The 12964-nt window shown below is 68.4% G+C and carries 9 protein-coding genes and 1 pseudogene; 4 read left to right on the top strand and 6 right to left on the bottom strand.

Going from position 1 to position 12964, the window contains the following annotated elements; genetic code table 11:
* Positions 1-20: 20 nt before the first annotated feature.
* The 3 genes and pseudogenes from E5A74_RS04370 to E5A74_RS04380 form a co-directional block, all read right to left on the bottom strand.
* A pseudogene (locus tag E5A74_RS04370) lies at positions 21-1319 on the bottom strand (MFS transporter); the annotation flags it as partial.
* Between the two features lie 110 nt (positions 1320-1429).
* Positions 1430-2713, bottom strand: a complete 1284-nt coding sequence (locus E5A74_RS04375; protein ID WP_135983003.1) for a DUF885 family protein — start codon at positions 2711-2713, stop codon at positions 1430-1432.
* A 118-nt stretch (positions 2714-2831) separates the two neighbouring features.
* The gene (locus E5A74_RS04380; RefSeq protein WP_135983004.1) at positions 2832-3623 is read right to left on the bottom strand and encodes a 2-keto-4-pentenoate hydratase; all 792 of its coding nucleotides are present in this window, start codon (positions 3621-3623) and stop codon (positions 2832-2834) included.
* Between the two features lie 449 nt (positions 3624-4072).
* On the opposite strand from E5A74_RS04380, the gene E5A74_RS20795 reads away from it, so the two are divergent.
* Complete coding sequence (locus E5A74_RS20795) at positions 4073-5476, top strand: hypothetical protein (protein WP_166745598.1); 1404 nt, start codon at positions 4073-4075, stop codon at positions 5474-5476.
* Here E5A74_RS20795 and E5A74_RS04390 read toward each other — a convergent pair.
* Positions 5473-6633 (bottom strand): cytochrome-c peroxidase, encoded by a 1161-nt coding sequence (locus E5A74_RS04390; protein ID WP_166745599.1) that lies wholly within the window; start codon positions 6631-6633, stop codon positions 5473-5475. The two genes, E5A74_RS20795 and E5A74_RS04390, sit on opposite strands and share 4 nt — an antisense overlap.
* Positions 6634-6809: 176 nt before the next feature.
* On the opposite strand from E5A74_RS04390, the gene E5A74_RS04395 reads away from it, so the two are divergent.
* The gene (locus E5A74_RS04395) at positions 6810-7454 is read left to right on the top strand and encodes a glutathione S-transferase family protein (RefSeq protein ID WP_135983006.1); all 645 of its coding nucleotides are present in this window, start codon (positions 6810-6812) and stop codon (positions 7452-7454) included.
* Here E5A74_RS04395 and E5A74_RS04400 read toward each other — a convergent pair.
* Complete coding sequence (locus E5A74_RS04400; RefSeq protein WP_135983007.1) at positions 7444-8925, bottom strand: UxaA family hydrolase; 1482 nt, start codon at positions 8923-8925, stop codon at positions 7444-7446. The two genes, E5A74_RS04395 and E5A74_RS04400, sit on opposite strands and share 11 nt — an antisense overlap.
* A 155-nt stretch (positions 8926-9080) precedes the next feature.
* Here E5A74_RS04400 and E5A74_RS04405 point away from each other — a divergent pair, with 155 nt between their 5' ends.
* Together E5A74_RS04405 and E5A74_RS04410 are read left to right on the top strand one after the other, a co-directional pair.
* Positions 9081-10631 carry a carboxylesterase/lipase family protein gene (locus E5A74_RS04405; protein WP_135983008.1) on the top strand — a complete coding sequence of 517 codons (1551 nt, stop codon included), beginning with the start codon at positions 9081-9083 and terminating at the stop codon, positions 10629-10631.
* A 27-nt stretch (positions 10632-10658) separates the two neighbouring features.
* On the top strand, positions 10659-11648 hold the full coding sequence (locus E5A74_RS04410) for an alpha/beta hydrolase (protein WP_135983009.1): 990 nt from the start codon (positions 10659-10661) through the stop codon (positions 11646-11648).
* On the opposite strand, the gene E5A74_RS04415 is transcribed toward E5A74_RS04410, so the two are convergent.
* Complete coding sequence (locus E5A74_RS04415; RefSeq protein WP_135983010.1) at positions 11645-12964, bottom strand: pectate lyase family protein; 1320 nt, start codon at positions 12962-12964, stop codon at positions 11645-11647. The genes E5A74_RS04410 and E5A74_RS04415 overlap by 4 nt on opposite strands.

Genomic DNA, 12964 nt, shown 5'->3' on the forward strand with positions numbered 1-12964 from the left:
GGCGTCGAGTGGCGGAAGCTCTCGACCCGCGCGAGCCGCGGCGTCAGCAGATGCACCGACAGCACGGCGAGGAAATAGGCCGCGCCCGCGGCGATGAACATCGGCGCATAGCTGCCGACGCGATCGAGCACGTCTCCCGAATATTTCGAGAAGAGCGCGCCGCCGATCGCTCCCATGGTGCCGCCGATGCCGATCACCGCGCCCACCGCGAAACGCGGGAAGGTGTCCGACGGCACAGTGTAGAGATTGGCCGAGAAGCCCTGATGCGCCGCCGCGGCGATGCCGATGATCAGCACGCTCGCCCAGAGATTGGGCACCGAGGTGGCGAACACCACGGGCAGCACGCAGAAGGCGCAGATCACCATGGTGATCTTGCGCGCCGCGTTGACGCTCATCCCGCCCTTCATCAGCCGGCCCGAGAGCCAGCCGCCGGCGACGCTGCCGATGTCCGAGATCAGATAGATGCCGCCCAATGCGAGCGCCGCGGTGGGCGTCGACCAGGTCTTGAGGTCGAGGCCATATTGGGTGCCGAGATAGCCCGGCAGCCAGAACAGATAGAACCACCAGATCGGGTCGATGAAGAACTTGCCGAGCGCGAACGCCCAGGTCTCGCGCTGGGCGAGCAGGCGCAGCCACAGGCCGGGCGTCTTCACGTCGGGGTCGGCGGGATCCTGCGTGATGTGCGCGACTTCGGGCGCACCGACGCGGGCATGCTTCGCCGGATCGTCGCGATAGACGGCGAGCCACGCGACCAGCCAGATCAGGCCGAACACGCCGGTGAGGATGAACGTCATCCGCCAGCCGACCGCCGGCACCATCAGGAAGCAGAGCAAGGGCGCCGCGATCGCGCCGACGTTCGAGCCGGCGTTGAACACGCCGACGGCGAAGGCGCGCTCCTTTTGCGGGAACCAGCTGGTCACTGCCTTGACGCCGGCGGGGAAGTTGCCGGATTCGCCGATGCCGAGCCCGAAGCGGGCCGCGGCGAACTGCGTGACGCTATAGGCACCGCCATGCGCGACGTGCGCGATCGTCCAGATCACCACCGCCGCGGCATAGCCCATCCGCGCGCCGATCGCGTCGACCACCTTGCCGAAGCCGAGATAGCCGATCGCGTAGGCGATCTGGAACCACACGACGATATCGGCATAGGTCCGCTCGTCCATGTGGAGCGAGGGATCCTCCATCATGATCGGCTTGAGCAGCCCGATCATCTGGCGATCGATATAGTTGATCGCGGTGGCGGCGAAGAGCAGGCCGACGATCACCCAGCGATAGCGCCCCACCCGCTCGGTGGCGGCCGCGATGGTCGCCTCTCGCATGTCGTTCATTCAGCCTCTCCCACTCTTATTTCTTGCGGCCCGATTCCCGCTCGCAGCTGGTTTTGACGGTGGTTAGCCTGTCCCGCCACGGAAAGCCATCGTTTCGCATGTCATACTGCACTCCCAACATTCGGGAGTAACACCAGCGGCTTGCGGCCGTCGGCGAGGATCTGCTGGTGGATTCGCCGGAGCGCTGCGCCGCGCTGCCCGTTCGTCCGGGCGGCGAGCCCGAGCCAGATCAGCGCTTCGGCAGCGCGCACAGCCGGATCGCCGGCGATCCGTTCGAGATCCTTTTCGAACGGCGCGAAATAGGCGGGCACACCCTGCAACCGATCGAATGCCGCAAGCGCCGCATCGCGGCTCCAGCGGCGATGATGGATGCCGGTGTCGAGCAGCCCGCGCACCGTGCGGAACAGCAGCCAATGGATATGACCCAGCGCGTCGAGCGGCCTGCCGCGATACACCCCGTGATCGGCCATCAGCTGCTCGGCGTGGATCGCCCAGCCCTCGGCGAAAGCCGGCAGATAGGCGATACGCAGCGGATGCGGATTCGCCGCAGCCTCGATCGGGAGCTGGACCATGTGCCCGGGCAGCAACTCGTGATGGACGACGCTGCCGAGCGTCCAGCGTGGCCGGCGGCGGATCTCCTTGAGATCGACGACGTAGACACCCGATTGGCCCGGGGTGGGTATCTGACGATAGCCCTGCTTGCCCGCGGCCTGATCGGCGAGACTCATCCGGCGCACGCTGACGTCGAGGCTGGCCTGGGGCACCGGGCCGACCAGCGCCGACGCTTGCCGGCGCGCCGCGTCGAGCCAGCGGTTCATATCGGCCACCGCGGCATCGCGCCCGGCCTCGTCGTCGGGATAGAGCCCGCGCGGATCGGCGAAGATCGCCCTGAAACGCGCCCCGACGGTACCCCGGGAGAAGCCGGCGCCGCGCAGCAGCTGATCGGCGCGCGCGACCAGCCGCGCCGCCTCGCGCTCGAACCGGCGATGCGCAGCTTCGGGGTTAACGCGCGCGCCGACATGCCGTTCGAGCAGCAGCGCATAGGCAGCGGCGCCCTCGGGACGTTGCGACAGGCCCTCCGAAGACGCCGGCAACCCATAGGGCAAACCGGCCTTGCCGCCAGGGAAGAGCCGCGACAATTGCGAATCTATCGCAATATTCTTGCGGATGGTTCGCAAATCCACTGCCGCCGAAGGCGAGAGCGAGGCCGCATCGAACGGTTCGAGCGCGGCCAGCCGCTGATCATAGCCGGGCACCCCGACCAGCCCGTCGAGCGCCTCGCGCAAACGGGCGTCGTCGCGCGGCTGCCCGGACGCGGGCAATGCCGACAGCATCGCCGAGGCGGTCAGCCCGCCCAGCAACGCGCGGCGGCGCACGAGGATCACCAAAGCGCCCCGACGGCGGGCGTCACGCGCATCGTGCAGACTTGGGGATGCGCAGCGGCGCTCCGCACCGCCGCACTCGCGATTCGCATGTGCTCTCCACTCCGCCCGATCCGCCCGCTTACGAGGCGATGATCGCGCACTCTACTTCCAAACCCGCGCCGAAGCGGCATGCGACCTCGTCGCCCGGCTTGACCGGATGGACGCCGGTCACCGCGCCGCTCGACACCCATTGCCCGGCCTCGAGCACGATCCCGCGCGCCGCCATGAGCTCGAGCAGGAAGCGCACGGCGCCGACCGGGCCATCGAGCATCGTCTCGGCGGTGGCAGCGCCGATCCGCGCGCCATTGATGTCGAGCGTCACCGGCCAGGCATTGATGCCGGCCGAGCGCCAGTCCTTGATCTCGGGCCCGATGACGAGGCCGTTATTGTTGCCGTAATCGGAGATGGTCACTGTCGGGCCATGCTCGTTGATCCCCGGAAAGGGCGAGCTGGCGATCTCGATCCCGACATGGACCGCGTCGATCAGATCGGCGGCCTCCTCTTCGGTGAAACGCGTCTTGCCCGCCGGCGGTGTCGCACCCAGCCGGAGCAGAAACTCCGCCTCCGCCGCGCCGAAGCCGGCACCGAAGATCGGCATCTCGAGCCCTTCGCGCGCATCGACGATCGTGTCGCTGAAGATCGGCCCCGCCAGCCGATCGACGCCGTCGCGCGGCGGATTGATCCGGCCGACCTTCCACCCGCCGATCCGCCGGCCGTCGAACGCGATGGCATGGTCCTGCACCGCATAGGCATCGTCGAGCGCGGCAGGCACGTCGCCCGGATAATCGGGCAGCCCGCGGCTCTCGCGACGCGCCTCGACGAACGTCTCGGCAATTCGACGCGCTTCATCGGCAAACTGTACGGATCCCACCAGGCCCCTTCCTCTCGGTCTGTGTTTGGCGGAGAATTAGAGGAAACCGGTGTCATTGGCAACGGGGCGCCGAGATTTTCAGCGGCGGCGCCCCGCATCTCCACCTCAGGAGCGGCGCCGATTTGCGATGGAGAGCTACGTCGAAGCTGCGTAAGCGCATATAAGTGGGTGGATTTCGCCGAACGAGGGCGTACGCTGCGGCTATGAGCCGCCATCCTCTGTCGCCAGACGCCCCGCTCCCCGCTGTCCTTTCGCGTCGCAGCGCGCTGGCAATGCTGTCATCGTCCGCCGTGCTGGCCGCGTGCGGCAGCGGCGGCGGGTCGCCTACGCCCTCTCCCGCTCCGACGCCGAGTCCGAGCCCGTCGCCTTCGCCCTCGCCTTCGCCGTCACCCACGCCGGTTTCGGGCCCGGCATGGTATGGCTATGGCCGGGATGCGCAGCACACGGCAGTGAGCGCGATCGCGTCGCAGGATCTCGGGCGCATCGCCTGGTCGTCTCCGGTCGACCTCGCGCCGCAATACACGCCGTCCGGCGCGCTGCTCACCCATTACGGATCGCCGGTCGTGACCACGCACAACACGGTGGTGATCCCGGTGAAGACCGGCGCCACCGGCGGCTACCGCGTCGAGGGGCGCGACGGCACGACGGGCGCGCTGCTGTGGTCGGCGACCACCGACTATGTCACGCCGCCGCGCAATTGGCTGCCGCCCTATAATGTGCTGCTCACCCAGCAGGGCCGCCTCTATGCCCCCGGCGCCGGGGGCAAGCTGCTGATGCGCGCCGACGCCGACGCGGCGAGTGGCGCGCTTGCCGCGCACATCTTCTACGGCGCGGCGACCTACAACGCGAACCCTGCCGCGTTCGACGGCAGCGTCTTCATCAACACGCCGATCACCGCGGATGCGAACGGCAATCTCTTCTTCGGCTTCCACGTGACCGGGACAAACCCCGCGAATCTGGTCAGCGGGATCGCGCGGGTTTCGCCCGACGGCACCGGCATCTGGGTGAGCGCAGCCACCGCGGCGAGCGATGCTTCGGTCCAGAAGCCCGCGATGAATTGCGCGCCCGCGCTCTCGATCGACGGCAACACCGTTTACATCGCCGTGAACCGCGGCGCGACCACCGCAACGCAGACCGGCTTCCTGCTCGCGCTCGACAGCACGACGCTCGCCACCCGCGCCAAAGTCGCATTGGTCGATCCCAATCAGAAGACACTCGCGCGGATCAGCGACGACGGCACGGCATCGCCGGTGATCGGGCCCGACGGCCGCGTGTTCTACGGCGTGCTGGAAACGCAGTTCCCGACGCACAATGCGCGCGGCTGGCTGCTCCAGTTCGACGCACTGCTCAATCCGGTGGGGGTCCCGGGCAGCTTCGGCTGGGATGTCTCGCCCAGCGTGATCCCCGCTGCGATGGTGCCGTCCTATACGGGCACCTCGACCTATCTGCTCGCGCAGAAGTACAACAACTATGCGGGGGTGGGCACGGGCGACGGGCTCAACCGGATCGCGGTGCTCGATCCCAAGGCGAGCCAGGCCGATCCGATCGTCGCCGGCCTGCAGGTGATGCGCGAAGTGCTGACGATCCTCGGGCCGACGCTGGACGGCGGATCGCCCACCGCACGGCGCGAATGGTGCATCAACACGATGGCGGCGGATCCGCAGCGCAAGTCGATCCTCGCCAACAACGAGGACGGCGTGCTCTACCGCTGGGACCTCGTGACCAACACGCTGTCGCAGGGCGTCCGGCTCAACACCGGGCTCGGCCAGGCCTATACGCCGACGCTGATCGGCGCCGACGGCGCGGTCTATGCGATCAGCAACGCGACCTTGTATTCGATCCGCGCCAGCTAGCGCGCAGGCCGGCGAAACGGATCGCCGAAGCGCGGATCGGTGGTCAGCGCGAGATCGCTCAGGGTCATCACGAAAACGACCAGCGCCGCCCGATCCGCCGCACCAAGGTTGAGCCGCTGCGGCCGGCCGTCCTGCCGCAGGCGATTGTCGAGCGCCGGGCCGTCCTGAATGCCGTGATCGTAGAAGTCGACGACCTCGGCGAGGGTCGCGAACCGCCCGTCGTGCATGTACGGCCCGGTCAATCCGGCATTGCGGAGCGACGGCGCCTTGAACACACGCTTCTCGCCGGCGTCGAGCCCGTTGCTGCGCGCGTCCGCCGCCAGCGCGAAGGTCGGGGGCAGATGGCAGGACGAGCAGCCGGCGCCGCCCTCGCCGACCCGCATCATGAACAGCTGCCGGCCGCGATTCTGCTGCGGCGTGAAGTTCGGCAGATCGCGGTTCAGCGCGCGGTTGGGCGCGCCGGGCGCGAAGACCTGAGCATAGCCCGTGTCCCATTGGCTCGAATGCGAGATCATCGCGCGCACGAACTGCGCGAGCGACTGCTGGATCCGCGGCTCGGTGATCGCGGCGTCGCCGAACGCCCAGCCGAACAGATCCGGATAATAGGCCGTCTTGCCCATTTTGCGGATCAGCGCGTCGAAGCCGCCCGCCGCGCCGCCCCATCCCATTTCGACGAGGCTGTGGAACGGACGGCTGGCCTGCGCCTCTACGCTCGCCGCGCGGCGATCCCAGAAGGTCGAGCCGGGCCGCCAGTAGCGCAGATTGCCGAGCCGCATCGCATGGAAATCGGTGGTCGCGGCGCTGCTGATCCCGTTGCTGAACCGCATCGAATCGGTGAAGCCGAGCGCCTGCTGATGGCATGAGGCGCACGACGCGCGATCGTTGGTGCTCAACCGCAAATCGTAGAACAGCACCCGTCCGAGCGTCGCGACGCGATCGTCGCCCGGGCGGGAAGCCGGGCTGTTGTCGAGCGCCGCCACGCTCTGATCGAAATGGGCGGGAAGCGACCGCGTAGAATAATCGGCGACCTTCGCGAAATCGAGCGTGGTGTGCTCCGCAACGCCCGCCGGAGTCACCGCGGATCCGCCGTTTCCGCCGCATGCCGCGAGCGCCAGCGCGAATGCGCTTGCAACCAGTCCCAAGCTTCCCAGCCGCATCTTCGTCCCTTTGTCCGCCTTTGTCGTAGGGCGCTTTCGATGCCGCGGCCATTCGCAGGCGCGCGATTTGCGCTTCGGCGGAAAATAATCACAACAGCGTGTCGATTTCCGGGAGGCGCGCTCGTCGTCACGATGCGGCGCCACGAGGCATCGCATCACGCAGGGAGACCGACACGATGACGATCACTATCACCGCCTTTGAACGATCGCCCGACGGGGGCATGGGGCTGGCACGCGATACGCGGGTGCGCTGGGCGCTCGAGGAAGTCGGCCAGCCCTATGACGTCCGGCTCGTTTCCTTCGCCGCGATGAAGGAGCCCGCGCATCTGGCGGTCCATCCGTTCGGGCAGATCCCCACCTATGAGGACGGCGGCCTCGCGATCTTCGAAACCGGGGCGATCGTATTTCATATCGCCACGCAACATGCTGGCCTGCTGCCGCACGATCCCGACCCGCGCGCCCGGGCGATCACCTGGATGTTCGCGGCGCTCAATACCGTCGAGCCGCCGATCCTCGACCTGACCGTCGTCAAGATCATCGAAGGCGACAAGCCATGGGCGGCGGAGCGCCTGCCGCTGGTGAAGGAGCGCATCCGCGATCGGCTGGACCGGCTCTCGGCCCGGCTGGGCGACGCCGAATGGCTCGACGGCGCGTTCAGCGCGGGCGATCTGCTGATGGTGTCGGTGCTGCTCCGCTCGCGGATGTCGGGGATCCTCGACGAATATCCCAATCTCGCCGCCTATGTCGCGCGCGGCGAGGCGCGCCCCGCCTATCAGCGCGCCTTCGCTGCGCAGCTGGCGGTCAACGCACCTACAGCGTAACGCCGCGCTTCCAGAAGGCGATCTCGCGCTCGCCATTGCGCTCGGCTGCGGTCTCCGCGCCTGACGCGATCGCGACGATACGGTCGATCAGCGCTTCCTCGGCCGCGTCGAAACCTTCGCGCAGCACCTGCCCCGCGTCGAAGTCGATCCAGTTCGGCTTGCGCATGGCGAGGTCGCTGTTCGACGCGATCTTGACCGTCGGCACCGGGAAGCCGAGCGGCGTGCCGCGGCCGGTGGTGAACAGGATCACCGTCGCCCCCGCCGCGGCTAGCGCCGTCGACGAAACCGCATCGTTGCCCGGCGCCTCGAGCAAGGTCAGCCCGGTGCGCTCGATGCGCTCGCCATAGCGTTTGACGTCGGTGAGGACGGCATGCCCCGCCTTCTGCACCGCGCCGAGCGACTTCTCCTCGAGCGTGGTGATCCCGCCGGCGATGTTGCCCGGCGAAGGATTTTCCGAGACCGGCTCGCCATGGCTGAGGAAGTAATTCTTGAAGTCGTTGACCACGCCGACGATATTCTCGAACACCGCCGCATTCTCGGCGCGATCCATCAGCATCTGCTCGGCGCCGAAGATCTCGGGGATCTCGGTGACGATCGCGCTGCCGCCCGCGGCAGTGACGACGTCGCTCATCCGGCCGACCAGCGGATTGGCGGTCAGCCCCGAAAAGCCGTCCGAACCGCCGCACTTCACCCCGAGCACCAGCCTGTCGAGGCCGACGGGCTCGCGCTTCGTCCGCGCCGCCTCGGCGGCGAGCTCGGCGACTGCGGCGAGACCGTCCGCGAACTCGTCCTCCGATTTCTGCGCGACGACGGTGCGGATGCGGTCGCGATAGCCCTCGGGCATCGCTTCGAGCAGTTGCGCGAGCTGATTCGATTCGCAGCCCAGCCCGATCAGCAGTACGCCGCCGGCATTGGGGTGCGCGGCCAGCGCGGCGAGCATCCGCCGCGTCGCGCCGAGATCGTCGCCGAGCTGCGAGCAGCCATAGGGGTGGGCGAACGCGTGGACGCCGTCGACTTGCCCGGCATGGCGCCGCCCGGCCTCGGCGGCGATGCGCTCGGCGGTGCGGCCGACACAGCCCACCGTCGGCAGAATCCAGATCTCGTTGCGCGTGCCCACCCGGCCGTCGGCGCGGACATAGCCGAGGAAGGTCTTCCCGCCCGTAGTCGGCGCGCGCGGTTCGGCATGCGGATCGTAGCGATAGTCGAGCGTGCCCGACAGGCCGGTCGCCAGATTGTGGCTATGGACATGATCGCCCGATGCGATCGGCGCGATCGCACGGCCGATCGGGAAACCGAACTTGTTCACTTCGGTGCCGGGCGCGATGTCGACCAGGGCGATCTTGTGTCCCTTGGGGATATCGGCGCGTGCGACGATGCGCGCGCCGTCGATTTCGACGCTTTCGCCCGCCGCGATCGGCTCGAGCAGCGTCGCGACATGGTCGTTCGAATGGATCTTGAGAGCAGTCGTCATCGCTTGTCCGGGGCGCGCCTGCGCCAGTGGCTATGTGGGTCGAAACCGCGGGCGACGCAACCATTGGACGGCGTAGCGCCGCGGTGGCGTTGCAAAGCCGTCTGACACCGGTTACCCGATCCGGCAAGCATAGCAATGCTTTAGGGGAGTGAGCGATGATCGACCGCCGCACGCTGATCGCGGGGGCCTCGGCGGCCTTGCTCTCCGCGCGCGCCCGGGCGCAATCCGCCGGCGCGCCCGTCCGCGCCGCGGCCGGTGCCTTCCAGGGGACGATCGAAGGCGGTGTCCGCGTGTTCCGCGGCATCCGCTACGGCCATGCCGAGCGTTTCCGCGCCCCCACCCCCATCTCCGCCGCCGCGGAAATCCAGTCGGCCGCGAGCTTCGGCCCGGTCGCGCCGCAAGCGGGCAGCCGCTACGGCGCCCAGTCCGAGGATTGTCTGTTCCTCAACATCTGGACCGCCGAGGCCGACCCGCGCGCCCGCAAGCCGGTGATGCTCTACATCCATGGCGGCGCCTATTCGGGCGGCAGCGTCACCGATCCGCTCAACGACGGCGGCGCGCTGGCGGCACGCGGCGACGTGGTGGTGGTGACGGTCAACCACCGGCTCAACGCCTTCGGCTATCTCTATCTGGCGCGGCTCGATCCGCGCTTTGCCGACAGCGGCAATTGCGGCCAGCTCGACCTGATCCTCGCGCTGCAATGGGTCCGCGACAATATCGCAGCGTTCGGTGGCGATCCGCGCCGGGTGATGGTGTTCGGCCAATCGGGCGGCGGCGCGAAGATCGCGACGATGATGGGCATGGCAGCTGCCGACGGGCTGTTCCACCGCGCCGCGACGATGAGCGGCCAGCAGATTACCGCCTCGGGTCCGCTCAATGCCACCGCGCGGACGCGGGCCTATCTCGGCAAGCTCGGGGTACAGGAGACCGATCTCGGCGCGTTGCTGGCGATGCCGCGGGAAAAGCTGATCGAAGGGCTTTCGGCAACCGATCCGGTGCTCGGCGGCGGCGTCTATTTCGGGCCGGTGCTCGACATGAAATGGCTGACACGCCACCCCTTCTGGCCCGACGCCGATCCCCGGTCGAACGCGATCCCGATGATCCTCGGCAACACGCATGACGAGACCCGCGCCTTCATCGCGCCGGACTCGGCGAAGATGCGGGGGCTCGGCTGGGACAATATCGCCGAGCGGATCGCGCCCGAGCTGCGCATCGACATCCTGCCCGAATGGGTCGTCGCCGAATATCGCGCGCACTATCCCGCCTGGACGCCCGAGCAGGTGTTTTACGACGCGACCACCTGTGGACGGAGCTGGCGCGGGCAAGTGATCGAGGCCGAGGCACGCGCCCGCGCCGGCGCGCCGGGCTGGGTTTATCAGCTCGATTTCGCCTCGCGCACCGATCCGCGCCGCGGGGCCTTCCACACGATGGACATTCCGCTGGTATTTGGGACGCTCGGCGCCGCGGGCTCGCAGACCGGCACCGGCGCCGATGCGCGCGCCGCGTCGAAAGCGATGCAGGACAGCTTCGTCGCCTTCACCAGGACCGGCGACCCCAATCACGCCGGGTTGCCGCACTGGCCGCGCTACGGCCTCGACAAGCGCGCGACGATGGTCTTCGATGCGCGCAGCCGCATCGAGAACGACCCGCGCAAATGGCAGCGCGAGCTGTTCGCGCGCGTGCCCTATATTCAGCCCGGCACCTGAAGCCGGCTTTTCGGGAGGTTCTGCCGGATGAAGTTCGATCGTCGTTCCGCCTTGCTCGCGGCGCTTGCCACACCGATCGCGGCCAGCGCGCAGACCGCGCCGCCCAAGGGCGACAAGACGCTGCCGGCAGGGCTGACCGACCCGACCGAGACGATCGACCTCTGGCCCAAAGGCGTGCCGGGCAAGCCGACAAAGCTGCCGATCGAGAAGGTCGAGGAGCGCAGCACCAACGCTATGCTCGCCGATCGCTCGGTGAGCGGCGTCGCCAACCCGCGACTGGCGGTGTTCCGCCCGCGCATCGCCAACGGCGCTTCGGTGCTGATCATGCCGGGCGGCGGCTATGTCCGGATCGTGCTCGATCACGAAGGCTATGTGCTGGCGCGCTGGCTCGCCGCGCAGGGCTTCACGGCCTATGTGCTCTTCTATCGCCTGCCGGGCGACGGATGGGGCGCGGGGCCGAACGTCGCGCTCTCCGATGCCCAGCGTGCGATGCGGCTGATCCGCGCGCGCGCGCTCCGCGACGCGCTCGATCCCGAGCGGGTGGCCGCGATCGGCTTCTCGGCGGGTGGCCATCTCTGCGCCGATCTCGCGACGCGCCACGCGGTCAAAACCTATGATCCCGTCGACGCGGCCGACAAGCTCGGCGCGCGGCCGATGGTCGCCGCGCCGATCTACCCGGTGATCTCGATGAGCGCGCCCGACGCGCATATGGGCTCGCGCAAGCAGCTGATCGGCGAGAATGCCAGCCCCGCGCTCGAAGCCGCGCACGCCCCGCATCGCAATGTCGACAGGAATACCCCGCCCTGCTTCCTGCTCCACGCCGAGGACGACGATGTCGTGCCGGTCGAGAACAGCCTGTTGATGCGCGCCGCGCTCAAACAGGCCGGGGTGCCGGTCGAGACGCACCTCTTCACCCATGGCGGGCACGGCTTCGGCATGACGCGCGTGGCGGGCAAGCCGGCCGCGGTCTGGCCCGAGCTCTTCCTCAGCTGGGCACGCAGCCAGGGTTTCGCTTAACCCTTGCCCTCGGCGGCGGCGGCGAGCCATTCCTCGATATTGGTATAGCCGTCGCGATTGCGATCGTCATTGGCATCGGCCCTGCGCGGATCGAGGCCGTGCCGGCGCTCCCACGCGTCGGGCATGCCGTCGCCGTCGCCATCGGGCGGCGCCGGCAAGCTTTCGAGCGCGGGCCAGCCGCCGACCTCGCGCTGGCTGTCGATCTGCTTGCCCGTCCGATCGCGCACCCCGGCGATGACCCGCAGATCGACGGCGTCGCGCACCCTCGACGCGCCCGCGCCCGCAAGCACCCTGGCATAGGCCGACGCGGCAGGATCCGCCGTGACCGGCGCGACATCCACCGGCTGCGCCAGCCGATAGCCTTCCGGCTGGACGCCGGTGACGAGGCTCCACGGATCGGCGGGAATCGTGCCGTTCATGCTGTTGCCCGCGAACCAGGCCCTGGCGAGCATATCGGATTCATCGAACGCGATCGGCTTTTGCGATTGCGGGCCGGCGACATAGGCGTTGTCGACGAAATTGTAGCGGACGAGCGTCGCCTTGTCGGCATTGTAGCCCGAGCGCGTGCGGCCCCAATTGTAGAAGACGTTCGAGCGGAAATCGAAAAAGGCGCCGACAGGGTCGACCTCGGGACCGCTGTAATTGCCGGGGCGCGGCATCCGCGCCGAATGGCTCGCCCAGAGATTGTGGTGGAAACTCGCTTTCGAACCGCGCCCGCCGCGGATCAGGCTGCCATAGCCATGCTCGCCCTTGGCATGGAGCGAGTGGGTCAGCGATTCCGAGATGATCGACCATTGGACGGTGACGTCGTAAAAGCCCTGTCCGGCATTGGTGTAGTTCGCCGAGACCGACAGCGTCTCGTCGACCGACCAGCTCGCCGAGACGTGATCGAGGATGATCCGTCGGCCTTTGGTGATCGTGATCGCATCGGACTCGGTCTTCGATTCGTCGCCGAGCCGCGAGCGGATGTGGCGCACGATCACATCGTCGGCGGCGATCTGCAGCATGTGATCGCGCAGGGTGATCCCGCCCCCCGGTGCCGACTGGCCGGCGATGGTCACCCTTCCCTCGCGAACGACGAGCGGCGTGGCGAGCCGGATCGTTCCCGACACGCGGAACAGGATAGTGCGCGGCCCTTTGGTCTCGACCGCGGCGCGGAGGCTGCCCGGGCCGTTATCCGCGAGGTTGGTGACGAACAGCACCTCCCCGCCACGCCCGCCCTGCGCGAAACGGCCCGCACCCTCCGCACCGGGAAAGGCGGGTTGCGGCTCCGCTTCTGACGAAGCCAGCAATGCCAGCACGGTCAACGCGAGCAT

The sequence above is a fragment of the Sphingomonas naasensis genome (assembly GCF_004792695.1).
Lineage (GTDB): Bacteria > Pseudomonadota > Alphaproteobacteria > Sphingomonadales > Sphingomonadaceae > Sphingomonas > Sphingomonas naasensis.

What these genes read in the sequence shown, in the direction of transcription:
- E5A74_RS04390 (WP_166745599.1), bottom strand. Translation starts at nt 6,633, where the DNA reads ATGCGGCTGGGAAGCTTGGGACTGGTTGCAAGCGCATTCGCGCTGGCG.
- E5A74_RS04395 (WP_135983006.1), top strand. Translation starts at nt 6,810, where the DNA reads ATGACGATCACTATCACCGCCTTTGAACGATCGCCCGACGGGGGCATG.
- E5A74_RS04400 (WP_135983007.1), bottom strand. Translation starts at nt 8,925, where the DNA reads ATGACGACTGCTCTCAAGATCCATTCGAACGACCATGTCGCGACGCTG.
- E5A74_RS04405 (WP_135983008.1), top strand. Translation starts at nt 9,081, where the DNA reads ATGATCGACCGCCGCACGCTGATCGCGGGGGCCTCGGCGGCCTTGCTC.
- E5A74_RS04410 (WP_135983009.1), top strand. Translation starts at nt 10,659, where the DNA reads ATGAAGTTCGATCGTCGTTCCGCCTTGCTCGCGGCGCTTGCCACACCG.
- E5A74_RS04415 (WP_135983010.1), bottom strand. Translation starts at nt 12,964, where the DNA reads ATGCTCGCGTTGACCGTGCTGGCATTGCTGGCTTCGTCAGAAGCGGAG.